Below are 26,158 nucleotides of genomic sequence, written 5' to 3' on the forward strand. Positions count from 1 at the left end.
ACAGGATTATTTTTACTGTTTTAACGGTTAAGTTTGTTATATCAACATTTTAACAAGCCTAATGAAAAATTTTCTTTCTATTTTAATGCTTGCATTATTCCTGTTAACTTCATGTACCAATCATGAAAATTCAACAGCAACAAAAACAATTTTTAATGATAATTGGCTTTTTGTTCTTAAAGATGAAGCCTCTTTTTCAGAAGAAATTATTGATGATGCCTCATGGAGCACTTTAGATTTACCCCATGATTGGTCTTTCGAAAAAGGGGTGAGAAAAGGAGGAGATCAAGGTCAGGGCGGTGGTTATCATGATGGAGGTGTAGGTTGGTATCGCAAGTACTTTTATATTTCAAAAGAAAGCTTATCTAAAACGACCTACATCAATTTTGATGGTGTTTACATGAATAGTGAAGTTTGGATAAATGGTAACCATGTTGGAATAAGACCATATGGTTACATTAGTTTTAGATACGATATATCAAAATATTTAAAAGCAGGTAAAAATACGATTGCAGTTCGAGTAGATAATAGTTTAGAACCTTCTGCAAGATGGTATCACCCTTGTGGTATTTATGCAGGTGTATACTTAATTGAAAAGAGCCCAACACATATTGAGCCCAATAGTGTTTTTATTACTACACCTAGTATAGCAATTGATAAAGCTTCTGTAAATGTTAAGTTTAAGGTAGTAAATACATCCGACAGTTTACAAAGTAAAATTACAATTTTAGCGCCAGATGGAGCTGTTTTAACTTCAGGAACAAGTGCTATCCAAGCATCAAAATCTGAAACAAACTTAGAGGTAGAAGCACCTAAGTTGTGGAGCCCAGAAACACCAACCTTGTATAAAGCAATTACCCAAATAATCAAAGGAGATAAGGTTTTAGATGAAGAAACTACAATTTTCGGATTTAAAACAGTTGAGTGGAAAACAGAAACAGGCTTTTGGTTAAATGGAGAAAATGTAAAATTAAAAGGGGTATGCGAACACTGGGAAGGCGGACCTGTTGGAGGTGCTTGGACGAAGCCCATGCTACGTTGGAAATTAGAATCCCTAAAAGGAATGGGAATCAATGCTATTCGTCCGTCACATAATCCTACACCACCAATGTTCTATGATATTTGTGATGAAATTGGGCTGTTGGTTATGGATGAAATATTTGATGGTTGGCATAAGAAAGCACCACAGGATTATGGTAAACAGGCCTTTGGTGAATGGTGGCAAGCTGATGTTAAAGATTGGATTACCAGAGATCGTAACCATCCAAGTATTTTTGTTTGGAGTTTAGGAAATGAGACTCACAGTGATGTAGCACCAGAATTAGTGAGTTTTGGCAAAAGTTTAGACTCAACCAGATTATTTACTTCAGGAGCAGGAAATCCGGAGGATATGGATATTGAGGGGGTTAATGGAGGCTCTGAGAATAAATCTTTTATTGAAAATAAAACTTTGAATAAACCATTCATTTCTACAGAGGCACCTCATACATGGCAAACACGAGGATATTATCGTACACAAACCTGGTGGCGCGATAACGAATTACCAGGAACGTATGAGTTGCCAAATCTCACTGATAAGGAAATATTCTTTTATGAAGGACTAAAACCTAAAGATTGGAAAAATAGAAAGCAACGCTTTAACTCGTCATATGATAATGCAACAGTCCGCGTTTCGGCACGGAAATATTGGGAAGTTATGCGTGACACCCCCTGGCATAGTGGACATTTCCGCTGGACAGGTTTCGATTATTACGGGGAAGCTGGTTTAGTGCATGGTGGATTACCTTTTAATTTATTTATGGGTGGAGCACTTGATGTGGCCGGGTTTAAAAAAGATTTATATTACTTCTACCAAAGCCAATGGATCGAAGAACCAATGATTCATATACTACCCCATTGGACACATCCAAGAATGAAAAAAGGAACAAAAATTCCAGTTTGGGTCTATTCTAATACCGATCAGGTGGAGCTCTTCCTAAACGGTAAATCTTTAGGAAAAGACAAACCAGGTACCGTTTGGAATGAGATGCAATGCGAATGGATGGTGCCATACACTGAAGGAACAATAGAAGCTGTAGGTTATATCGATGGAAAAGAAGTCAACAGAACATCCTTTTCAACAGCGCAACAACCTTTAAAATTAAAGAATACGGTTACCAAATTAGACGCAGAGAGTGATTTTAGAGCGAGTTATATTGTAACTTCTGAAGGAATGGATGCTAATAACAATTTGTTTCCTTATGCTGAAAACCGTGTATACTATAATGTTGTTGGTGATGTGGATAAAGTGTCTATGGAGAACGGAAACCCAATTGATCCTACTAGCAGAACAAAAGCCAATTACAGAAGTATGTTTTTCGGAAAAACCAGATTGTTTTTAGAAGAACTTCAAAATGCAAAAGAAGCATCTGTAATTATTGGTTCAATTTTAGGTGATAAAGACTTATATGTTTCGGATAAAATTTCTATTGATGTGCAATCCGTATCGTTAATTAGAAATCAAAATAAAGATGCATTTGAAATTTTCTATACCACCAATGGCAAAAATCCAGAAACTGATGGAGGAGCTTATTTAGAAGCTTTTGAAGTTGAAGATGGCACCACCGTTAAAGCTATTGTAAAACAAAATGGCGCCATTGTTTTAACTATGGAGGAAACATTTGGTAAAAATGAAGGCCTGTTTTGGGGTGATGAACATTCTGCTGATATGTGGATTGGTAGAGGTGTCAATATTGCTGCGGAAGATGGTGTCTTAACAGGATCAGCTAAACCTAGTAGAGAGGCACATCGATTTAAAGGTTCTGGTTTTGTAGATTTTAAAGGCGGGGAAGGATCTATTACTTGGTATCAAGAAAATGATGGCGAACCAGGAGATTATAGCATTCGTTTTAGATATATGCACAACAATGAAGGCAAGTTACACCCAATGAAACTCTATGTAAATGATGAATATGTTAGAGACATTGAATTTAAATCAACGGGTGGTTGGGAAAAAGAATGGAAGTTTGTACCAACTATAATTGTACTACAATCTGGAGCTAACAATATCAAATTAGAAACCACTGGTGAAAGCGGTCCTTATATTGACGAGTTGTTTATTGATTAATAAAATAGCTTATAGTTAATAGTTAGTTTGGTAAATCCCGAAGTTGCCACGATAAGTCAATATTTCAGGAAGAAGGAAAATTATATGAAGGATAAATTGGCGTTATATATAAAAGTAATTGTTCTCCTTTTAGTAAGCGTGCGTAGTGTATCTAATGCGCAAGAGAAAAATAACAAAGTTTCTACTATAAAATATGAAAAACTTGAAGAACTAAAATTGGCCATGCCCTCAGGAAAAGAGAAAGCTGTCAAAAATTTTAAGAAATTAATCGAAGAGGCCGATAAATTATTAAAAATAGAAGGGTTTTCTGCAGTGAATAAAGTTGGTGTGCCTCCTAGTGGAAGTAAACACGATTATATGAGTATTGGTCCATATTGGTGGCCAAATCCAGAAACCGATAATGGCTTGCCTTATATAAGAAAAGACGGGAAAATAAACCCTGAAGCTCGAAATAATTATACAGATTTCACAGCTAAACAGAGTTTTATTTCTGTTGTGCAAACATTGCGTATGGCCTACTATCTTACTAATGAAAAGAAATATGCCGATAAGAATTTAGAATTAATTAATATCTGGTTTTTAGATGAAGCTACCAAAATGAATCCTAATATTAATTATGGACAGTATGTTCCTGGAGAATCAGAAGGAAGATGTTTTGGTATCATTGAGTTTGGCGGAATTACAGAAGTAATAGAATTTTTAGAACTAGCGAAAGATAGAAATATATTGGATAAAAAAACCGAGAAAGGTATGTTTAACTGGTTTGCAGAATATGGCCATTGGTTAAAGCATAGTAAGCTAGGTAAAGAAGAATCTACCAGAAAGAATAATCATGGTACACATTATGATGTTCAATTGCTTAATATCTTACTTTACTTAAATAGAACCAACGAGGTTAAGAAATACCTTTCTACAATAACCAAGGCTCGAATATTTAGCCAAATAGAACCCGATGGAAGTCAGCCGTTGGAATTAACAAGAACAAAATCATTTTCATACTCTGTTATGAATTTACATGCTTTTCTAGAATTAGCTATTATTGGACAAAAGGTTGGGGTAAATCTATGGGGTTTAGAATCTAAAGATGGAAGAAGCATAAAAAAGGGGTATCAATATATGCTGCCATACCTTAATCAAGAAAAAGAATGGGAGTATAAACAAATAAAAGACAAAAAACATTCCGAAGAAAAGTTAATATCAGATTTGAAGTTAGCTAAAGAAATGTTCAATGAAACTTCTTTTAATATAGTACTTGGGAAATAAATTTTAAGAAAGACTTGAAATTATTGAATTTTAAGATAATGAAAAAGTTAATTGCATTAATATCTTTATTACTTGTTGTAGAGGTTTGTCAATCTCAAGAAGATATAGGTTATGCTTTAAAGAAGGGGTTTCAAAGCCCACCAAATCAAGCCAAAGCCAGAACTTGGTGGCATTGGATTAGCGGAAATGTTTCTAAATCAGGAATCACCAAAGATTTAGAGGCTATGAAAGCTGTGGGTATTCAAGAAGCACAACTCTTCAATGTACATTTGGGTTTTCCAAAAGGACCTGTAAAATATTTAAGTGAAGAGTGGCTTGATTTGTTTAAGTTTTCAGCAAAGGAAGCACAACGTTTAGGATTGGAATTGGCATTTCATAATAGCGCAGGATGGTCATCAAGTGGAGGTCCTTGGGTTGCTGAAGAACATGCGATGCAAACTTTGGTGTTTAGTGAATTAGAGGTAAATGGGGATCAATTATTTAAAGAACAATTACCTAAACCGAAAACAAAGTTTGATTATTACAAAGACGTTGCCGTTTTAGCCTTTCCTAAACCTAAAAAAAACCTAAAAATTGACGGCTTAGATTATAAAAATCTATCGGAGCGCATTCGCAATCACCTGTTGCCAGATGATAAAGAAATACCGAAGGATGCCATCATTCAAAAAGAAGATATAATAGATTTAACTTCAAAATTAAAAGATGATGGTAGTTTAGACTGGAACATTCCAACAGGTGAATGGATTATTTTACGATTAGGGCATACGCCCATTGGTACTACTAATAGACCAGCACCACCTGAAGCTAAAGGCTTAGAGATAGATAAAATGAGTAAAAAAGCCTTAGATGCTTATTGGGAAGACGCTGTGCAACCCATCATTGACAAGTTGGGGGATTTGATAGGAACTACTGTTAATAATTGTTTGATAGATAGTTATGAGGTAGAAACTACCAATTGGACGACTGGCTTCGATGTTCAATTTGAAGCTTTAAGAGGTTATGATTTGACCTCTTATTTACCAACTATAGCAGGATATTATGTAGATAGTGGTGAGGTTTCTGAACGTTTTTTATGGGATTTTAGAAGAACCATAGGCGATTTAATCGCCGAAAACTATTATGCGCATTTTGCAGAATTATGCCATAAAAAAGGCATGAAATTTTCAGTTGAACCGTATTGGGGGCCTTTTGATAATATGCAGGTAGGTGCCACAGGCGATATTGTGATGTGTGAATTTTGGAGTGGCGGATATCCGTTTTTCGATTCACCAAAATTTGTGTCGTCCATTGCGCATTTAAACGGAAGTGCCATTGTGGGTGCCGAGTCGTTTACAGGTATTGGAGGTTGGGATGAACATCCAGCTCAATTAAAAGCTATTGGAGATAGGGCATGGGCGGAAGGTATCACCCGATTTATTTTTCATACCTACGTACATCAACCTTGGGATGTCACCCCAGGTTTGGCATTGAGCTATCATGGGACAGATTTTAACCGATTAAATACGTGGTGGTATCAAAGTAAATCGTACATGGCCTACATAGCCCGTTCTCAGTTTTTATTACAACAAGGTACCAATGTGGCTGATGTTTTGGTGTTTACGGGTGAATCATCACCCAATACGGCTTTTTTGTTTCCTGAAATAAAAAGTTTAGGATATGACTACGATTTGATTGGTGCAAATAAATTATCAGAGCTTGTTGTGAAAGATGGTGATATGTGCACGCCTGTTGGAGGTAAGTACAAAGTTTTGGTGTTACCAGAATCTGATTGGATAACACCAAAAGCACTTAAAATTGTAGAAAGTTTGGTTAAGGCAGGAGCCACGGTTATAGGCAATAAACCCAAAAAATCACCAAGCCTTAATAATTATCCAAGTTGCGATGATGAAGTGAAAATTATTGCGGACAAGTTATGGAATGAAAACTTAATACAAGCTATTTCAATTTCAGATTATCTTCAACATTATAATTCGCCGGATTTCAAAATAGAAGAAGGTGTTTCAGATGATCTTAATTTTATACATAGAAAGAAAGATGAAGCTGAAATCTATTTTATTGCCAACGGTAAAAAACAAAGTAGGGTGTTAAGCTGTCGTTTTAGAGTCTCAGGTAAACAACCTGAGGTTTGGAATGCCGAGACGGGTAAAATAACCTATCCAGCTGTTTGGGAAAATAATGGTAATGGCACTACAACTGTGACCTTAACTTTGGAAGCAGAACAGTCCATATTTGTGGTTTTTAAAGAAGCACCAATCATTAAAAACAATTTAGTTGCGGTGGAAGCTAAATTAGATTGCCCAAAACAAGAACCACTTTCAAACTTAAAGATTATTAAAGCGGAATATGGCACCTTTCTTCAAGAGGGGATAGTTGACATTACCAATAGAGTTGTGAATGCTATTGAAGACGGTAAACTGGATTTTAAAATTACTAGGGCATTTTGCCATTGCGACCCCGCTATGGGGTATAAGAAAGAATTTAGGATGGCCTACCAAATTGGGGATACTGTGCATCAACTTTATGCCGAAGAGCGCGAGCATATTACTATTGATGTAGGTAGTGAAGAACTTAAAATTTTAAAAGCCGTGTTCGGGAAATTCAAGCCTGAAACGAAAGGTGTTCCTAAGTACTACCCACTGCTTGACATTACAGGTGTCATTCAGCAAAAAATAAATTCTGGAGAATACGAAATTTTGGTTGATGATGCCTTTATAGACAATCAATCTGCTGAAGGAGATAAACCTGAAGTTCGAGTTACCTATGAAACAGATGGTGAAGAGTATACTAAAATAGTGTCCAAAGGCCAAATCCTTAAACTATCAAAGCCTATGGCTAAGCCACAATTGGTTTTAAATTCGGGGTATCAAGAATGGGTTACACCTTATTCAGGCACACTAAATTATATCAATACATTAGGTGAATCTAATACGGTGAAAATAAAATCCATACCTGATCCATTGGAGCTTTCTGGGGCTTGGGATGTAAATTTTGAATCTCCAAATGGTGTTTCAAAAATAGAAAAGTTTGATAAGCTATTATCTTGGTCAGAATCTTCAGATGAGAGCATTCGTTATTTTTCTGGTACTGCTAGTTATACGAAAAAAATTAGTTTACCTAGGAAATTCTTTAGGGGTAATAATGAAATAGAGTTAGATTTAGGTAGTATATCTGTAATTGCTGAAGTCAATATAAATGGAAATTATGTAGGGACTTTATGGAAAGCTCCTTTCAGAGTAAATATTTCAGACTTTGTAAAAAAAGGGACTAATAGTTTAGAAATTAAAGTGACCAATTTATGGCCTAATAGATTAATTGGCGATGAACAGTTTACCTTAGATTACAAAATAAAAGGAGAAAGATTAGGTACATTACCAGATTGGCTGCTAAATAACCAGCAGCGTCTATCTAACAGAACTACTTTACCTTCATGGAAACATTGGAGTAAAAATGATTTGCTAAAAACTTCAGGGCTTTTAGGACCGGTAAAAATTCAATTGTATAAAAAAATAAAACTGGAAAGTACTGATGAATAAATTCTTGGTTATCAATCTTATAATTTGTTTTTGCTTGTTAGGGTGTGCAACAAAATCCAAAGAGGCTAAAGCAATCACAGAAGAAAACAAAATGGTAGATAATTTTGCCGATAACGGTTTTGGTAATGCTGTGGCTGTGGTACAGCATCCTGCCGGAGTTTATCATAAAGGCATTACCTATGTGTGTTATCAAGGTCCTTTGGAAGACCCGTATGTGGCTTCGTACAATCATAAGACTAAAGAATGGAAAGGCCCTTACAAAGCAGGTGTAAGTGAAATGGGTAAAGACCCCAATCATAAAACAGATAACCATGGTAAACCCTCTATGTTGGTTGATAATGCTGGTTATATACATATTACTTTTGGCGGTCATGGCGGCACGAAAAAGTTTGGTGAAAATCCTTTAGGAAATCATCATTATGGTAAAAACAAACACGTGGTTACTAAAAAGCCTTTTGATATTTCTAGTTGGGAGGAATTGGACAATATTCCCCCCTTTGGTACCTACAACCAATTTATAAAAATGGATAATGGCGACATTTATTTGTTTTATCGCCATGGAGCTCATAGAAGCAATTGGGTATACCAAAAATCTGCGGATAACGGACGTACATTTGATGAGCCTGTTTCATTTTTGAAACATAAGCGTAGAACAGATCTTGAAGCAGAAGACTCTTGGTATCCTTGGATTACAAAGGGGAATAATGATGAATTGTTGGTGGTTTTTGATTATCATTTATGTAGCGATACTACGGAAAAGACCAAAGGTTTAGGACACATTGCAAAACGCTATAATGTGTATTATATGGTATTCAATACAAAGCATAAGGAATGGAGAAACGTAAAAGGAGAATTACTTGAGATACCTGTATCAAGAGAAGAAGCAGATGCCAAAGCCTTGGTAGCTAAAACACCTGGTAATTGGACCTTTCAAGGCGTTGTAGATTTAGATTCTGATGGGAACCCTCATATAGGCATGACGATTGGAGAAGAAATTCCTGGCGCTAGACGAAGTGATTCAAAACAAATGCATCATTATAGATGGAATGGGGAGCATTGGATTCATTCATTAGAGGCCAATTTGCCTGAAGGCAATGGTGATTTTGAGGTTAAATCAAATCAAGAAGTGCATTTTTATATTGAAGCCAAAGAAGAGGATGATTTTGGCGAAGTGGCCAAATGGAGTAGTAATGATGATGGAGAAACATTTAAGAAAACAAAGGTTTTGTTAAGGAAGCCTAACGCTAGTTTTGCAATTTCTGCATTAATTGAAAATGCCCATCCCGATGCTAAATTAATTGTAGCAGAACGCATGCCCGGAACGGATTACAGAAAAATGTATCTATTAGGAGAGGGTGGAGCGATGATGCGTAATAAAAGCGAAGCACAAGTTTTAAAAGTCAATTTAAAATAATCTATAAAATAATAAACTAAAAATTGATGAAAGTCTTAAACAAATTAAATTATCTAATGTTGCTAATAACAATATGTTTTTCATGTGGAAACAAATCTAAAACGGCTGAGTCCAAAATAGAAAATAATAAGGGGAAGGAGCAACTACCAAATATTGTATTCATATTATCAGATGACCAATCTTGGACAGACTATAGTTTCATGAATCATGAGTATATTGAAACACCTCGTTTAGATAAGTTTGCCTCAGAGAGTTTAACGTTTACAAGAGGGTATGTCCCAACATCATTGTGCTCCCCATCTTTAGCGACAATTATTACGGGGTTATATCCAAAAGATCACGGTATTTTAGGTAACGATGTTGTTTATCAACGAGGAAGAGACAGGAAGGAAAGTAGAAAAAACAGGAGTGAAGCGTATAAACCAATTATTTCTCATTTTGAAAAATTAACCACACTTCCAGATATGCTCAAAGAAAAAGGCTATCTGTCATTTCAAACTGGTAAATGGTGGCATGGCAACCATAAAACTGGTGGTTTTGATTATGGTATGACACACGGTGATCCGGAACGTGGTGGACGCCATGGTGATTATGGTTTGGAAATAGGTAGAAAAGGTTTAGATACTATTAATAGTTATGTAGATTTAGCATTAAAAGAAAAAAAGCCTTTCTTTTTATGGTATGCACCATTTTTGCCTCATCAGCCTCATACACCACCACAACGACTTTTAGATAAATATTTACCAAAAGCGCCAACCGAATATGTGGCAAAGTATTGGGCCATGTGCGAATGGTTTGATGAAACTTGCGGAGCATTATTTGATATGATTGAGGCTAAAGGACAAATGGGAAACACATTATTTGTTTATGTATGCGATAATGGTTGGGTACAAGAACCTAATAAAAACACTTATGCTAAAATCTCAAAAAGGGCCCCTTACGATTATGGTATGCGAACACCTATTATGTATAAGTGGAAAGGTAAAATAGCCCCTAAAATGGATACCAAAACTGTTGTAAGCAGTATAGATATGGTGCCAACGATATTGAATATTTTAGGAATTGAACAACCAGAATACCTGCCGGGTATTAGTGTGTTAGACGATGAAAAATTACAAGAACGTGATATTGTTTTTGGTGAAATTTACGCACATGATTTTACAAGTGTAGATTCTAGTATGTATTATAATGTAGCTATTGCAAAACCTTACAAATTAATTGTTCCGGATGCGGTACGAAAAGAAGGAGAGAAGGTTCAACTTTTTAACATTGTTGAAGATCCTTTTGAAAAGAATGATTTAGCCGTAAGCAACACAGAGATAGTAAAGGATTTAATGGTAAAAATTAAAGCACATAGAGCAAAATAATGATATAGATGTATTTCGTACTTCAAATATTAATAAATAGATAGTACATGAAACGAAGAGATTTTATTCAATTATCAACTATAACAGGTGTTGGATTATCATTATCAGTAACTAATTTTTTAAGTGCTTGTGATTCAGGATCAAAACAATTTCATTCATCCGAATACAGAACATTGGTTTTTAATTTGCTGAAGGACTGGTGCGATGGTATGATAAAAACCCAAATTATAAAGCCATTAGATCCAAAAGTACATGGGCTCCTTGATTGTCCTGCTTGCGAAACGGTACATGCCAGAATCATGGATGCGGTTTATCCATTTTTTTACATGGCAAAGGCTACGGGAGATAAAAAGTATTTAGATGCAGGTATTGCTGCTTTCGAGTGGGGAAAAAATGTAACTAGAGATGATGGGGCTTGGACCAATGATTTAGACCCGAAATCTTGGGATGGCACCACTGTTTTTGGTGCAATAGCCCTGGCTGAAACTTTGAAGTATCATGGCAATTTATTGGATGAAAGCACTCGAGAAAGATGGTATAAACGTTTAAAATCGGCTACCGAATTTGTTTTTAATAGATTTTACAAAGTTGATGCTGCAAATATCAATTATGGGGCAACAACCATTTATGCTTTAAATTTAATAGGAAAGTTACTTAATAGCCCAAAGTACATAAGTAGAAATGAAGAATTAGTATTACAAGTTAAAAGTCACTTTACTGAACCCAACACGCTTTTATTTGGAGAGATACAAGGGAAGAATAAAAAAGCTTTGAGCCCTAAGGGATTACCGGGAATAGATTTAGGCTATAACATAGAAGAATCCTTAAACAATTTGGTGTTGTATGCCTTAGAAGAGAAAGATGAAGAACTATTACAGCTGCTCAAAAAATCTTTGGATACGCATTTAGAGTTTATTTTACCCGATGGCGGCGTTGATAATAGTTTTGGCAACAGAATGTTTAAATGGACCTATTGGGGTAGTAGAACAAGTGATGGCATGCAACCAGCATTTGGCTTTATGGCTGGTCATAATCCGGCTTTGGGTACAGCTACCTTTAAAAATACAGAGCTTTTAAAACAGTGTACCCATAACGGCTTATTGCATGGCGGACCTCATTATATGTCCTATGGCATCAAACCATGCGTCCATCATACCTTTGCACATGCTAAACCACTGGCAACGTTACTTGATCATTGGGATATTTTACCGAAAATAGATAAATCAAGGCCATTGCCTAGAACAATTGCCGATGGAGAGAGGTATTTCGAAGAACTGGATGTTTCACTTTTTGCGAGAGGCGACTGGAGAGGCACAGTGTCTGCATACGATTCTGTTTACAGTCCAAGAAATGATGTTAGGCAAGCTACAGGGGCATCTATTGGGTTGTTGTATCACAATAAAGTCGGGTTACTTTGTGTGGCCAGTACAGCAATTTATAAAATGCTAGAAGCTTATAACCAGCAACCACAACCAGAAGAAGATTTTGCTTTAACACCAAGAATAGAAACTTATAAGGATGAGGTTTGGTACAGCAATTTGTTTGATTTAGAAACGACTTTTACTTCAAAAGTTGATGCCAAAACCATCGAATACAAAGCTAATGTTCGGTTAAAAAACGAAGCCAAAGAAATAGCTTCTGAAACAGCTTCAAATTTTGAATTGAATTACACTTGTTCAGAAGACAAGTTAGAAATTACTGTAACAACCAATCAAGATATTAAAACACCAACTGCTTTTGTATTGCCCATAGTTTCTCCTACAGGAGAAAAAGTACAGCAAATTTCAGAAAATGAAATTACCATAGAGAAACCAAACGGAACCGTTAAAGTGACTTCAAGTGGTATTGTAAAAATAAAAGAAATGCCAAAAAGTAGAGTCTTTAATATGGTTCCTGGTGTAGAAGCAGTGCCATTAATTATGCCCTTTGAAGATAAAAATCAAGTTAAAATTACAATTACAATTATTTAAAATTATATGAAATATATTGTTAGCATAAGCCTACTGTTCCTTTCAATTTGCACATTTGCGAATCAACCTTTATTACAGAATAATTATTTAAGATACGGACAAAGCCTAAATGGGAGGTGGCATTACATTGTAGATGTTTACGAAACAGGGTATTACAATTACAGAATGGAACCTCATGATGGTACAGAAAATCCTGGTTCTAGTGCCTACTTTTTAAATAAAAAACCACAAAATAAAACCGATAGGGTAGAGTACGATTTTGATACAGCCCCTACTATGATTGTTCCTGGTGATTGGAATTCACAAGAAGAAAAGCTATTTTATTACAAGGGCACCGTTTGGTACAAGAAATCGTTTAATGTTCAAAATTATGATGCTTCCAAACGTTACTATTTGCATTTTGGAGCGGTAAACTACAAGGCAGATGTGTATTTAAATGGGAAGAAATTGGGCGTCCATGTTGGTGGTTTTACACCTTTCAATTTTGAAATGACACATCTTTTAAAGGAAAAAGACAACTTTTTAATTGTAAAAGTCGATAACAAACGTGCTACCGATGAAGTGCCAACTTTGAGTACAGATTGGTGGAATTACGGAGGTATTACCAGAGATGTCACTATTTATGAGTTAGATGATACTTTTATTGAAGACTATAAAATGCAGCTAACTAAAAATAACAATAAGGAGATTTCTGGACACATTCAATTGAATGGAGATAATAAGGGAAATCAAAAGGTTAGCCTTTCCATTCCAGAATTAGAAATGAATAAATTTTTCACAACAGATGCTAACGGGTTTGTTGCCATAAAATTTCCTGTGAAACGTGTTATTTATTGGAGTGATACAAATCCGAAATTATACGATGTAAAGATTGCTATTCCAAAAGATAACATATCAGATAAAATCGGATTTAGAACTATTGAAACCAATGGGAAGCAAATTTTATTAAATGGTGAAAAAATATTTCTAAAAGGCATTTCCATTCACGAAGAAAATGTCATGCGTGGTGGAAGAGCTTGGTCTATTGAAGATGCCAAAGTATTATTAGGTTGGGCAAAAGAATTGGGTTGTAATTATGTGCGTTTGGCGCACTATCCGCATAACGAAAACATGATTCGTTTAGCGGATCAAATGGGTATTTTGGTTTGGGAAGAAATACCGGTATATTGGACCATTCAATGGACAAACACCGAAACCTACAACAAGGCAGAAACACAGTTAACAGAATTAATCCAACGCGATAAAAACAGAGCCTGTTCTATCATTTGGTCTATGGCCAACGAAACTCCAACGTCTAAAGAGCGTTTAACCTTTTTAACCAATTTGGCAACCATCGCTAGAAAACTAGACGACACCCGTTTAACTAGCGCTGCTTTAGAAGACCACGGTAAAAAGGAAAACAAAAATATCATGATTGTAGAAGATGAATTCGCCAAGGTTGTAGATGTGTTGAGTTTCAACCAATATTATGGATGGTATGGCGGTAAAATTGATAACATCAAAAATATACGATGGGAAATTGATATCGATTAACCAGTCATTATTTCAGAGTTTGGTGCAGGTGCACTTCAAGGCTATCATGCAGATAACATGACCCGATGGAGTGAAGAATTTCAGGAGCTTTTATATGAAGAAACCTTACCAATATTGGCTAAAATCCCAGGAATTAGTGGTATTACACCATGGACTTTAGTTGATTTTAGGTCGCCAAGACGTACTTTAATTCCATATCAAAATGGCTGGAACAGAAAAGGCTTAATTTCAGAAACAGGAAATAAGAAAAAGGCGTTTTACACGCTTCAAAAGTTTTATAAAACATTAAATAAATAATAATATTATCATGAAAAAGCATGTCTATTTAGTGGCTGTAATTGGCTTGTTTATCAGTTCTTGTAAATCCAAATCATCTCAGGAGCAAGGGGTTTTCGAGGAACAAACAAAACCAAATGTATTGTTTATAGCCGTAGATGATTTGAACAATATGATTGGACCAATAGATAACTTTTCAAATGTAAAAACACCAAATTTTGACCGGTTGGCAAGTATGGGAGTTACCTTTAGTAACGCGCATGTACAAGCCCCACTTTGCGGGCCTTCAAGAGCCTCAATAATGACGGGGTTACGACCATCAAACACCGGTATTTACGGAATGGCACATGATAATGACGTAAGAAGAAATGGAAACCCCGCAACAAAAGATATTACCTTTTTACCCGATTATTTTGGAAATAATGGATACCACACTATGGGTATTGGTAAGTTGTTTCATAATCATGCTCCCGATAGTGTATTTCATGAATCTGGAGGACGTGTTAGAGGCTTTGGGCCATTGCCCAAAAAACGTTTTGTTTGGGATGGCTATGGAAAAGGTATTAAAGACGTGCATGGTAGAACGAGTACAGACTGGGGTGCATTTCCTGAAAATGATAGCTTGATGCCCGACCATGCTTCTGCAAATTGGGCGATTGACCGTTTGCAACGCGATTACGATAAACCATTCTTTTTGGGTGTTGGGTTTTTACGTGTGCATGTGCCTTTGTATGTGCCGCAAAAGTGGTTCGATTTATATCCGTTAGAAGAAATTCAAACGCCACCCTATAAAGTAGATGATTTAAGTGATATCCCAGGTGTTGGATTGCAAATTAATGATTTGCCTATGATGCCATCCACAGATTGGGCTATTGAAACTGGTGAATGGAAAAAAATAGTACAAGCATATTTAGCATGTATCAGTTTTGTAGATTATGAGTTGGGGCGTATTTTGGACGTTTTAGAAAATAGCAAATATGCAAACAATACAATTATTGTACTATGGTCAGATCACGGCTATCGTTTGGGAGAAAAAGGGACTTTTGCCAAACATGCTCTTTGGGAAACTGCCACAAAAGCACCCCTAATGTTTGCGGCACCCAATTTGCCAAAAGGTAAAAAAGTGGATGCACCTGTTGAAATGTTATCTATTTATCCAACATTATTAGAGTTAAGTGGACTTAATGCCTACGATAGAAATGAGGGTAAAAGTTTAGTGTCAATGATGACCAACAATGATGGCATTGAGGAATCATATGCATTAACAACTTACGGAATGAATAATCACGCCGTGAGAACAAATCATTTTAGATATATTCAATACGAAGACGGTACAGAAGAATTATATGACCATAGCAAAGACCCTAACGAGTGGACGAATGTTGCAGGTAATGAGGAATACAAAGAAAAAATTGAGGAGTTAAAACAATTATTACCTACTACAAATGTAAAATGGGATGAAAAATCGAAATACACGTTTCAACCTTATTTTGTTGAGCAAAAAGCTAGAACTAGTTTAGAATAAAAAGATATAGTCTATCAATTGTAAAAAATAAGAATTAAACCATGCTTAAAATAATTAGCTATACTGTTATTTGTCTTTTTGCTTTAGTGTCTTGTAAAAATGAAAAAAATCTATCGAAGGTATCACAAGAAACAAAACCCAAAAACATTTTATTTATCGCCGTTGACGATTTACGTCCAGAATTGAATTTCTATGGCGCCAATCATATCCAGTCTCCCAATTTAGATAAATTGGCCAGAGAAAGTTTGGTGTTTAACAGAGCCTACTGTAATGTGCCTGTTTGTGGCGCTTCAAGAGCCAGTTTGCTTACTGGCGCAAGACCAACACGTCATCGCTTTATTGATGCGAAAGCAGAAAAAGACCATGATTATCCAGAGGCAGTGTCTTTGCCCATGCTTTTAAAACAGAATGGATATAAAACAATATCAACAGGTAAAATATACCATGGTGGTAAAGACGATAATGCTGCTTGGGATTCGAGATGGTTTCCTAAAGGAAATATAAGAGACTATCAATTAACCGAAAGTTCAGAGCAAGCAATAGCAACAGGTTATGGACCCCCTTTTGAAAATATGGCTGTTGAAGACGGTGCTTATTTTGACGGCAAAATTGCTAAAAAAGGGATAGAAGATTTACAAAAACTAAAAGAAGGAAACCAACCATTTTTTCTGGCTCTTGGTTTTATGAAACCACATTTACCATTCAATGCACCCAAAAAGTATTGGGATTTGTACGATAGAAGTACTATTGAGCTTCCTGAAAGCTATGTGCAACCAAAAACGACACCTAAAGAGGCCTTTCATAAATTTGGGGAATTACGTAAATATGGTAATATCCCTAAAAAAGGTGATGTGCCAGAAGATATGGCTAAAGAAATGATTCATGGCTATTATGCCTGTGTGAGCTATGTTGATGCACAAATAGGATTGGTTTTAAATGAGTTAAAACGCCTAGAATTGGAAGAGGATACAATCGTGATTTTGTGGGGCGATCATGGATGGAATTTAGGAGATCATAAATTATGGTGTAAGCACGTTACTTTTGAAACAGTCCTTAGAACACCATTAATCATAAAAGTACCAGGTAAAACCAATGGGAAAAAAACAAATGCCATTACCGAATATATTGATATTTATCCTAGTTTGGCAGAATTGGTTGGGTTGGATGTTCCTGAAACTGTTGAGGGGCAAAGTTTTGTACCAGTTATAAATGGAGAAACTCCACAAAAGGATTGGGGTGTATCTAAATTTAAAGATATGGTTACCCTAATTAAAGGCGATTTGTTCTATACCGAGTGGACCAAGGACGATGGCGTAGCTTATGCTCGCATGTTATTCGACCATAAAACAGACCCTTTAGAATTAAATAATTTAGCCGAAAAACCAGAATATCAAGAAATAGTAGGTGAGCTTGCTGAGGAGCTTAGGGCCAAATGGGGTGAAGGTTTTTTAAATGCTAATAACTAATAAGTTCAGAAAGGCGAAAAATGAAAACTGAAAGGATAAAGAGAGTTCTGGTTTTATTGATTATAATAGGTAGTTTAAGTTGTCAAAAAAGAATGGATAAAACAACCCTGCTTTTTGTAGGCAGTTTTACCAATAAAGAACCAGGGGCAGGTATTCACGTTTTTGCGTTCAATAATGAAACGGGTGAGAGTGCCCTAAAATTCGTTTTAGATAGTATTACGAATACCTCTTTTTTAAAGCTTTCGCCAAATGGGAAATATCTATATTCGGTAGTTGAAAGCCAGATGCAATATCATGGAATGGTAGCTGCGTTTTCAGTGGATTCGATAAACGGCAAACTGAAATTTATAAATAATCAAGATTGCGGAGGCAGAAACCCTGTCCATCTTGAGATTGACACTAAAGGTGAAATTTTGGTAAACTCAAACTATACCGATCCCAGTTTAAGTGTTTTTAAAATAAGTACGGATGGGAGCCTTAATGAATGTGTACAGATTTTGAGGTTCAAGGATAGTAGCATTATAGAGGGGCGTCAAAATAAAGCACATATCCATTCTTCTAATTTTTCACCAGATAACCAATATTTGTTTGCCCATGACCTTGGAGCCGATAAAATACGTGGTTTTGATTTTGTAATAACAGATAGGGGAGAAACATTTCTTCAGAATGAAAAGCAAATTAAAATGAAACCAGGTAGTGGCCCTAGGCATTTTGTGTTTCATCCCAACTGTAAATTTGGCTACAGTATTTCGGAGTTGAGTGGAAAAATAACGGCCTTCAGTTACGATAGTGGCAATTTAGGTTTTATGGAAGATTATCAATCCTACAGTAATGAACAGGAAATTTATAGGGCTGCAGATATACATATTTCTCCTGATGGCAACTTTTTGTATGCATCAAACAGAGGTCCAGAAGAAGACAGTATATCCATATTCGCAATTAACCAAGTATCTGGAAAGTTACATTTGATTGACCATGAGCCAACCTATGGGAAGCATCCCAGAAATTTTACTATTGATCCGTCTGGAAAATATCTCTTAGTAGCAAATCAAGATTCAAATAATATTGTGATTTTCAAACGAAATATAAAAACGGGGAAACTCTCTAAATTAGAACAGGAAATTCAACTAATGAGTCCTTCAAGTTTGCAAATGCACACCTATACCAAAAATTAATAATTAAGAGATGTTTATTTAAAGGGACTCTCTATCTATAAAGTTAAAAGGTACTTTAAATTTTCCTTTAGATTTGTTTAATATCATTTGGGCCGCTGTTTCTCCCATCACTTTAAAATCAGTTGAGATTACAGTTATGCCTAGTAATTCTTTTAAAGGAGTATCATTATAGGAGATAATGCCAATTTCTTTTCCAAGTTTAAATTCATCCTCTCTCACCTGTTTAACCAAGTTAACCAAGTCTGCCTCTTCTATAGTAATAAAGAGGTCTCCCTTTTTCAAAATCATATCGTCATACACTTCATTCAATATTTCAAAATCCAGTTTGTGCTCTACACAAAACTTTCTAAATCCGTGTAAGATTCTCCCAGGATATGGATAAACAGCCTTTTCAGGATAAATCAACATGATCTTGTTGTATTTTGTGATTTTGGGAAGAGCTTCTGTCAATGCGAAATAAATATCATTTTCAAAATCCTGGTATATTTCGGAAGTTTTACCGCTAAAAATGGGTTTACTATTGTCTAAAAGTACTAATTTTTCTTGTGGTAACTTGCACAATGCATCAAGTACCTTGTCAGTAAAACTCTGATGTCTTAAATCTTCTGTTTTAAAATGGGGCATTACGATGTAATAATCATATGCAGCTTTGTTTTTATCCAATAAATTCAAAAATAGAGTCTCGTCACAGTGATAAACATGTAAATCTGTATGCGAATTTGCCCCAATACTATTTATAAAATGGTTGTAGGTTCTTAGCTTATATGAGCTTAGCTTATTTACCAAAAATAGAATGTTTACTTTAGAAATCAACTTGGTCCTTGAAATGTAAAACCCTTTACCTCTAATTGAAGTAATGATATTTCGTTCTTTTAGAATGCTATAGGCTTTTTCCACTGTATCCCGCGATAAATAGAACTCCTCACTAAACATGTTTATCGACGGAATTTTTTGGTCCATTGTAAGATTGCCAATGGAAATATTATGAATAATTTCATCTATGATTTGTTGGTATTTGGGCACCCTGGAATTTTCATCAATCTTTATGAACTTCATCATTTCCATAATATCTATTTTTTAGTGAGGTCTATATAACTCAAAATTTAAAGGTTTAAGATAGTTAATATGAGCGAAAAGTAGAATAAATGATTCAAAATAGTTGTGTTTGCAAAATGTATTTATCTGCGCAATAATTGTATAAATACATTTAACTTAAGGATATTTTTTCATAAAAGACTCCGCTTTTTTTACCATATTTAGGCTGCCGCAAAAAAAGGGAACCCTTTGATGTAGTTCGGTAGGTTGTATGTCCAAAATCCTATTAAACCCATCTGTGGCTTTACCTCCAGCTTGTTCTGTAATAAAAGCTATAGGATTACATTCATATAATAAACGAAGCTTGCCTTTTGGGGATTTGGAACTCGTGGGATAAATATATATTCCCCCTTTTATCATATTTCTATGGAAATCTGAAACCATAGAGCCTATGTACCTAAAAGAATAAGGTCTATCGTTTTCTTCGGCTTGACAGTATTTAATATAATCTTTAACGCCTTGTGGAAAATGGGAGTAATTACCTTCATTAATAGAGAAAATATTCCCGTCCTTAGGAAATTCCATATTTGGGTGAGATAAATAAAAGGTCCCTAGAGCAGGGTTCAGCGTAAAACCGTTTACACCATATCCAGTCGTATAAACTAGCATAGTTGAAGTACCATATACGATATACCCAGCGGCAACTTGCTCACTTCCTTTTTGTAAAAAATCCTCTATTTTTACTGGCATTCCTAAAGGGGTTATTCTTCTGTAAATTGAGAAAACTGTTCCAACTGATACATTGACATCAATATTAGAAGATCCGTCTAATGGGTCTATTAGTACAACATATTTATTGTCATTGTTATGGTGTTTTCCTTTAACGGTTATAAAATCATCCTCTTCTTCACTGGCTATTCCACAAACAATTTCCCTGTTTATTAGGGCAGACATGAAAACATCATGGGCATAAATATCTAATTTTTGTTGTTCTTCACCTTGAATATTTGTGTCTCCTGACGCACCTAAGATATCTATTAAACCCGCTTTGTTAACCTTGTGATTAACAATTTTGGCTGCTAATCGAATGGAATTGATTAAACTTGACAGTTCTCCAGATGAATATTTAAAATGCTTTTGGTTGTCAATTATAAATTCACCTAAGGTTTTATGACTCTTGTCCATTGTTGTTTTATATTATATTGGAATTGCCTTCCATAATTTTAAGCATCTAAAATAGGTTTTACGAGCGGGTACTTAATCCTGTGCTGTCCTGTTGCTTTAAGTATGCTCCAACTTAAAGGGGTTTTGTTAAAAAAGCATAAGTTTTAGAAGTACATTTGAAATGTAATTCAATTGTTGTTGAAAGGATTGTTTGGTTCAAATTTTCATTCGAAAAAATAAATAATATACTATACCATACAGTACAGGATAGAAAAGTATGTTTTGGTATATATTTTTGATGTTATAATTTATATTAATGTAACATGGAGAATATTGAAAAGCGTTTTAAATACGTAGATTATCTTTGGGATGATGGAAAAGCAGCATCTCTTGGTGATAATCAAGTAGATTTATTTTTATACAGATCAAATATTCTGGGTGCAGACCTTAGAATTACAAACTATGGCGGGGGAAATACCAGCTGTAAGACCATTGAGAAGGATCCCTTGACCAATGAAGAGGTTGAGGTCATGTGGGTTAAAGGTTCTGGAGGTGATATAGGTACCTTGACGCGTTCTGGTATTGCTGGTTTGTATACTGGTAGATTAAGGGATTTAAAAAACGTATATCAAGGGCTTCATGACGAAGATCGTATGGTTGGTCTATTTAACCATTGTATTTTTGATTTGGAAAGTAAAGCACCTTCCATTGATACGCCATTACATGGTTTATTACCTTTTGCCCATATCGATCATTTACATCCCGATGCACTTATCGCAGTAGCTGCTGCTGAGGACAGTGAGAAAGTAACTAAAGAGATTTGGGGAGACACCATGGGATGGGTGCCATGGCAGCGTCCAGGGTTTGACCTAGGATTGCAATTGGAAAAATGCCTAGCTGAAAACCCTGGTATTAGAGGAATTGTTTTAGGGAGCCATGGTTTGTTTACCTGGGGCGATACTTCCTATGAGTGCTATGTTAATAGTTTGGAAGTAATTGAAATGGCATCCCAGTATATCGATGACAAGATTGCTGAAAAAGGAAGCGTTTTTGGTGGCCAAAAGGTACAAAGTCTACCAAAAGAAGAGCGTCAGGAAAAAGCTGCTCAATTAATGCCACTCTTAAGAGGTTTGTGTTCTTCGGAAAATAGAATGATCGGTCATTTCTCAGATACCGATGTGGTAATGGAATACATTAACAGTAACGACATTGAAAGGTTGGCTCCAATGGGGACTTCTTGCCCGGATCACTTCCTAAGGACTAAAATCCAACCATTGGTATTGGACTTGGATAAAGACGAAGATTTATCGGATTCTGAAGCTGTTTTAAAGAAATTGGAACCGGCATTTGAAGCCTATAGGCAAGAATACGAAGGTTATTACAATACTTGTAAGAGAGATAACAGTCCGGCCATGCGTGATCCTAACCCTGTTATAATAATCTATCCAGGAGTAGGGATGTTCAGTTTTGCCAAAAACAAGCAGACCACGCGTGTAGCAAGTGAGTTTTATATTAACGCTATTAATGTTATGCGCGGGGCAGAGGCAATTAGTGCCTATACGTCCTTGCCTAGACAAGAAGCTTTCGATATAGAATACTGGTTACTGGAAGAAGCTAAATTACAGCGTATGCCCAAGGAAAAACCACTGTCGCGCAAAGTAGCTTTAATTACTGGTGCAGGAGGCGGAATAGGGAAAGCCATTGCCGATAAATTAGCAGAGGAAGGAGCCAATGTGGTGTTGACAGATATTGCAGAAGATAGACTAATAAAGGCCAATGCAACCTACAAAAGAGACGTTTCAACTTATGCCGTTTGCGATGTGACCAATACAGAGTCTATTTCAGCAGCATATAAAAAAGCATGTGTTGAATTTGGAGGTGTCGATATTATAGTGCACAGTGCTGGATTGGCCATTTCTAAACCATTAGAAGAAACTACAGATAAGGATTGGAATATTTTGCAAAACATTCTAGTAAAGGGTCAGTTCGACCTAGCCAAGCAAGGTGTCGCAATAATGCGCAAACAAGGGCTGGGGGGCGATTATATTTCCATTGCCAGTAAAAACGGATTGGTATCTGGGCCTAATAATGTGGCCTATGGAACTGCAAAAGCTGCACAGCAACACATGACCCGTTTATTGGCCGCCGAGTTAGGAAAAGACCATATTAGAGTGAATACGGTAAACCCAGATGGGGTTATTGTTGGAAGCAAGATATGGGAAGGCGATTGGGCAGCTGGTAGAGCGAAAGCCTATGGTATTACCGTAGAGGAATTACCGGCGCACTACGCAAAAAGAAATTTATTAAATGAAATTATATATCCAGAAGATATTGCAAATGGCGTTTTTGCCTGTGTAGGAGTTTTGGATAAAACAACAGGAAATATTATTAATGTTGATGGTGGGATGGCTAATGCATTTGTGAGATGATATGTAATAGGGTAAGAATAGTTTGGTTTAGTTAGTTGTAAAAGAAAACTTCCATAACTTTATTATAATTTTATGGGAGTTTCTTTTCTAAGTTGGCTTAATAATGTAATATGGTCACATATGGTTAATTAACGAACTAACAGAAGGTGAATAAAGGCAACATTTCACCTAACTGATAATCATTAAAAATTTAAAGGAATGAAAATTCAAAAAGAACAGATAGTCGATTGTAACACACACTATTTAAAAAGCCATGAGGAAAACTACGATTTTTTGGCAAATAAACTAAACAATTTAGGGCATGATGTTTCTGGGATAGTGTCAAAATTGGCCGACTTTCAGGTTGCTATACCAAGTTGGGCCTTGGGAGCTGGAGGGACACGATTTGGGAGATTCTCGTTTTATGGGGAACCGTCAAGCTTAGAACAAAAAATAGAGGATATAGGTGTTATTCATAGCTTAACCCAAACAGCAGGAGCAGTTTCGTTGCATATTCCTTGGGATATTCCCTCAGACTATGCCGCTATTAAAGAAAAGGCCAATAGTTTGGATATTAAGTTTGACTCTGTTAATTCAAATACATTTCAGGATCAAAAGGATGCTATTGAAAGTTATAAATACGGTTCCTTGAGCAATGTTAGCCAAGCAGTAAGGGATCAGGCCATTCAGCATAATCTAGATGTTATTAATATTGGCGATAAATTAGGGTCCAAAAGTTTAACGGTTTGGTTGGCAGATGGTTCTTGCTTTCCTGGGCAGAATAACTTTCAAACAGCCTTACAAAATACAGAAGACAGCTTAAAGGCTATTTATAAAAGATTGCCCAACGATTGGTCAATGCTTATAGAGTACAAGCCTTACGAACCAAACTTTTATAGTACCGTTATTCAAGATTGGGGAACCTCATTTATGTTGGCCAATGCCTGTGGTGATAAAGCATATACCTTAGTGGATTTAGGGCATCATTTACCGAACTCTAACATAGAACAGATTGTTTCCATTTTAATGCTGAGAGGTAAACTAGGAGGATTCCATTTTAATGACAGTAAGTATGGTGACGACGATTTAACTGTTGGTAGTATTAAACCTTATGCCCTATTCTTAATATTCAATGAGTTGGTTTATGGCATGCAGAACAATCCGCAAAACCCTGATCTGGCATGGATGATAGATGCAAGTCATAATGTGAAGGATCCCTTAGAAGACTTAATTCAATCTTTAGAGGCCATTCAGGAGGCCTATGCCAAGGCACTTTTGATAGACCAAGACGAGTTAAGAGTCGCTCAAACAAACAACGATGTTGTAAAATGCCAGGAAATTTTACAAGGGGCGTATAGAACAGATGTTAGGCCCTTATTGGAAAAGGCCCGTTTAAGTAGAGGGGGAGCGTTAAATCCTATACACGCTTATCGTGCTTTGGACATAAGAGGTGGATTGATTGCTGAACGAGGGAAAAACACTGTGGCTACCGGTCTATAGAGCATTTGACATGAAACAGAAAGTAACAGCGGTTTTTGATATTGGGAAGACAAATAAAAAGTTTTTCCTGTTTGACAAAGACTTCAAAGAGGTTCACAAGGAATATATTTCATTTGATGAAATACAGGATGAGGATGGACATCCAACCGAAAACCTTCCAGCCTTAAAAGAATGGTTAAAAGGGGTGTTCGATAGGATCTTGGAGGAGAAAAAATTCATTGTAAAGGCCATAAACTTTTCAACCTATGGTGCCAGTTTTGTGCATATAGATGAAAACGGAAGGGTTTTAACGCCGCTATATAACTATACAAAGCCTTTAGATGATAAGGTAGTCAATGCTTTTTTTGAAAAGTACGGCCCCAAAGAGGAATTTCTTAAAACGACTGGTTGTGCAGATTTAAGTATGTTGAATTCTGGGTTGCAACTCTTCTGGCTAAAGAATGAGAAACCGGAAGTATATAAAAAAATAAGGTATTCATTACACCTACCACAATATTTAAGTTATGTGTTTACAGGGATCCCCTTAAGTGAATATACCAGTATAGGGTGTCATACAGCACTCTGGGATTATTGCAAAAAGGACTACCACAGTTGGGTCTACAATGAGGGGCTCGATGAAATATTGCCGCCAATAGTTTCTACCGAGACCAGCATCAATATGAATTACAATGGTAATCGTATAAAAATTGGTGTTGGTATTCACGATAGTTCAGCAGCACTGTTGCCCTACGTTAGAAGTATTAAAAAGAAATTTGTATTGGTGTCTACGGGCACGTGGAGCGTTGTTTTTAATCCATTTGCAGTGGACTCTCTTTCAGAGGGTGTTGATAACAAAGATTCTTTAAACTATATGAGAATAAATGGAAAACCTGTTAAGGCAACCCGTATGTTTTTAGGGAACGAATATAAACTTCAAGTGTCAAAACTTGACAGACTTTTTGGTGTTGATGGTGATTTTCACCGTTCGGTAAAATTTGATTATGATATCTATCTAGAGATCATCAAAGATTTTAAATATTGTTTCCATTGGGAGAGTATCTCAGATGCTAATATGCCTAAGAAAACCCAAATGGTATACCAAAAATATGAGCATGCCTATCATCAATTAATGATCGAACTTGTGATGTTGCAGGTAAAATGTATTAAGGACACCATAGGAGATAATGGTATTGAAAGGATATATGTGGATGGTGGTTTTAGTGACAATGATATTTATATTAAGCTCTTGTCCCATTACTTCAGGGGAAAAAAATTGAGCACTACAGATGCATCGTTGGGGTCGGCTTTAGGAGCAGCTATTTCAATTTCTGACAATAAACTCAACTCAAAATTTTTAAAAAAGAATTATGCCCTTAAAAAGCATGTGCCTTTTATTGTAAGTGGTGAAGTTGAATAGGATTGTCTTATAATCAAGGCTTTAAGC

Annotated in this window: 16 protein-coding genes; 14 read left to right on the plus strand and 2 right to left on the minus strand. The window is 36.0% G+C overall.

Going from position 1 to position 26,158, the window contains the following annotated elements; translation table 11 throughout:
- Window positions 1–61 precede the first annotated feature (61 nt).
- The 11 genes from MR062_RS10395 (at window position 62) to MR062_RS10445 (ending at window position 18,628) form a co-directional block, all read left to right on the plus strand.
- The gene (locus tag MR062_RS10395; protein ID WP_242204123.1) at window positions 62–3,106 is read left to right on the plus strand and encodes a sugar-binding domain-containing protein; all 3,045 of its coding nucleotides are present in this window, start codon (window positions 62–64) and stop codon (window positions 3,104–3,106) included.
- An 84-nt stretch (window positions 3,107–3,190) separates the two neighbouring features.
- A complete protein-coding gene (locus tag MR062_RS10400) occupies window positions 3,191–4,369 on the plus strand; it encodes an alginate lyase family protein (RefSeq protein ID WP_242204138.1) in 1,179 nt (392 codons plus the stop codon).
- A 38-nt stretch (window positions 4,370–4,407) separates the two neighbouring features.
- Complete coding sequence (locus MR062_RS10405) at window positions 4,408–7,902, plus strand: glycosyl hydrolase (protein ID WP_242204139.1); 3,495 nt, start codon at window positions 4,408–4,410, stop codon at window positions 7,900–7,902.
- Window positions 7,895–9,316, plus strand: a complete 1,422-nt coding sequence (locus MR062_RS10410; protein ID WP_242204140.1) for a BNR-4 repeat-containing protein — start codon at window positions 7,895–7,897, stop codon at window positions 9,314–9,316. The genes MR062_RS10405 and MR062_RS10410 overlap by 8 nt, the downstream gene beginning before the upstream one ends.
- Window positions 9,317–9,342: 26 nt before the next feature.
- Window positions 9,343–10,683 (plus strand): sulfatase-like hydrolase/transferase, encoded by a 1,341-nt coding sequence (locus MR062_RS10415; RefSeq protein ID WP_242204141.1) that lies wholly within the window; start codon window positions 9,343–9,345, stop codon window positions 10,681–10,683.
- Window positions 10,684–10,730: 47 nt separating this feature from the next.
- Window positions 10,731–12,653: a glycoside hydrolase family 47 protein gene (locus tag MR062_RS10420; RefSeq protein ID WP_242204142.1), complete on the plus strand. Its 1,923-nt coding sequence runs from the start codon at window positions 10,731–10,733 to the stop codon at window positions 12,651–12,653.
- 6 nt (window positions 12,654–12,659) lie between these two features.
- Window positions 12,660–14,186, plus strand: a complete 1,527-nt coding sequence (locus MR062_RS10425; protein ID WP_242204143.1) for a glycoside hydrolase family 2 protein — start codon at window positions 12,660–12,662, stop codon at window positions 14,184–14,186.
- Window positions 14,187–14,243: 57 nt separating this feature from the next.
- Window positions 14,244–14,483 carry a hypothetical protein gene (locus tag MR062_RS10430; RefSeq protein ID WP_242204144.1) on the plus strand — a complete coding sequence of 80 codons (240 nt, stop codon included), beginning with the start codon at window positions 14,244–14,246 and terminating at the stop codon, window positions 14,481–14,483.
- Between the two features lie 10 nt (window positions 14,484–14,493).
- The gene (locus MR062_RS10435) at window positions 14,494–15,987 is read left to right on the plus strand and encodes a sulfatase (RefSeq protein WP_242204145.1); all 1,494 of its coding nucleotides are present in this window, start codon (window positions 14,494–14,496) and stop codon (window positions 15,985–15,987) included.
- Window positions 15,988–16,028: 41 nt separating this feature from the next.
- Window positions 16,029–17,453: a sulfatase gene (locus tag MR062_RS10440; RefSeq protein WP_242204146.1), complete on the plus strand. Its 1,425-nt coding sequence runs from the start codon at window positions 16,029–16,031 to the stop codon at window positions 17,451–17,453.
- Window positions 17,454–17,545: 92 nt separating this feature from the next.
- Window positions 17,546–18,628 (plus strand): lactonase family protein, encoded by a 1,083-nt coding sequence (locus tag MR062_RS10445; RefSeq protein WP_242204147.1) that lies wholly within the window; start codon window positions 17,546–17,548, stop codon window positions 18,626–18,628.
- Between the two features lie 18 nt (window positions 18,629–18,646).
- Here MR062_RS10445 and MR062_RS10450 read toward each other — a convergent pair whose 3' ends face one another.
- Window positions 18,647–19,687, minus strand: coding sequence for a GntR family transcriptional regulator (locus MR062_RS10450; protein WP_242204148.1), 1,041 nt, complete (start codon window positions 19,685–19,687; stop codon window positions 18,647–18,649).
- A gap of 153 nt (window positions 19,688–19,840) precedes the next feature.
- Entirely contained in the window at window positions 19,841–20,848 is a 1,008-nt protein-coding gene (fbp, locus tag MR062_RS10455) for a class 1 fructose-bisphosphatase (protein ID WP_242204149.1), read from the minus strand.
- Window positions 20,849–21,150: 302 nt separating this feature from the next.
- Here fbp and MR062_RS10460 point away from each other — a divergent pair, with 302 nt between their 5' ends.
- The 3 genes from MR062_RS10460 to MR062_RS10470 all read left to right on the plus strand — a co-directional run bounded on the left by MR062_RS10460 (window position 21,151) and on the right by MR062_RS10470 (window position 26,131).
- Entirely contained in the window at window positions 21,151–23,256 is a 2,106-nt protein-coding gene (locus MR062_RS10460) for a bifunctional aldolase/short-chain dehydrogenase (protein WP_242204150.1), read from the plus strand.
- Between the two features lie 198 nt (window positions 23,257–23,454).
- Window positions 23,455–24,735, plus strand: coding sequence for a sugar isomerase (locus tag MR062_RS10465; protein ID WP_242204151.1), 1,281 nt, complete (start codon window positions 23,455–23,457; stop codon window positions 24,733–24,735).
- A gap of 10 nt (window positions 24,736–24,745) precedes the next feature.
- A complete protein-coding gene (locus MR062_RS10470; RefSeq protein WP_242204152.1) occupies window positions 24,746–26,131 on the plus strand; it encodes an FGGY-family carbohydrate kinase in 1,386 nt (461 codons plus the stop codon).
- Window positions 26,132–26,158: the final 27 nt, after the last annotated feature.

The sequence above is a fragment of the Aestuariivivens insulae genome (genome assembly GCF_022662195.1).
Lineage (GTDB): Bacteria > Bacteroidota > Bacteroidia > Flavobacteriales > Flavobacteriaceae > Aestuariivivens > Aestuariivivens insulae.

Coding starts and splice junctions, on each gene's coding strand:
- MR062_RS10430 (WP_242204144.1), top strand. CDS start 14,244: ATGACCCGATGGAGTGAAGAATTTCAGGAGCTTTTATATGAAGAAACC.
- MR062_RS10450 (WP_242204148.1), bottom strand. CDS start 19,687: ATGATGAAGTTCATAAAGATTGATGAAAATTCCAGGGTGCCCAAATAC.
- MR062_RS10460 (WP_242204150.1), top strand. CDS start 21,151: ATGGAGAATATTGAAAAGCGTTTTAAATACGTAGATTATCTTTGGGAT.
- MR062_RS10445 (WP_242204147.1), top strand. CDS start 17,546: ATGGATAAAACAACCCTGCTTTTTGTAGGCAGTTTTACCAATAAAGAA.
- MR062_RS10405 (WP_242204139.1), top strand. CDS start 4,408: ATGAAAAAGTTAATTGCATTAATATCTTTATTACTTGTTGTAGAGGTT.
- MR062_RS10435 (WP_242204145.1), top strand. CDS start 14,494: ATGAAAAAGCATGTCTATTTAGTGGCTGTAATTGGCTTGTTTATCAGT.
- MR062_RS10410 (WP_242204140.1), top strand. CDS start 7,895: ATGAATAAATTCTTGGTTATCAATCTTATAATTTGTTTTTGCTTGTTA.
- MR062_RS10400 (WP_242204138.1), top strand. CDS start 3,191: ATGAAGGATAAATTGGCGTTATATATAAAAGTAATTGTTCTCCTTTTA.
- MR062_RS10425 (WP_242204143.1), top strand. CDS start 12,660: ATGAAATATATTGTTAGCATAAGCCTACTGTTCCTTTCAATTTGCACA.
- MR062_RS10470 (WP_242204152.1), top strand. CDS start 24,746: ATGAAACAGAAAGTAACAGCGGTTTTTGATATTGGGAAGACAAATAAA.
- MR062_RS10395 (WP_242204123.1), top strand. CDS start 62: ATGAAAAATTTTCTTTCTATTTTAATGCTTGCATTATTCCTGTTAACT.
- MR062_RS10465 (WP_242204151.1), top strand. CDS start 23,455: ATGAAAATTCAAAAAGAACAGATAGTCGATTGTAACACACACTATTTA.
- fbp (WP_242204149.1), bottom strand. CDS start 20,848: ATGGACAAGAGTCATAAAACCTTAGGTGAATTTATAATTGACAACCAA.
- MR062_RS10415 (WP_242204141.1), top strand. CDS start 9,343: ATGAAAGTCTTAAACAAATTAAATTATCTAATGTTGCTAATAACAATA.
- MR062_RS10420 (WP_242204142.1), top strand. CDS start 10,731: ATGAAACGAAGAGATTTTATTCAATTATCAACTATAACAGGTGTTGGA.
- MR062_RS10440 (WP_242204146.1), top strand. CDS start 16,029: ATGCTTAAAATAATTAGCTATACTGTTATTTGTCTTTTTGCTTTAGTG.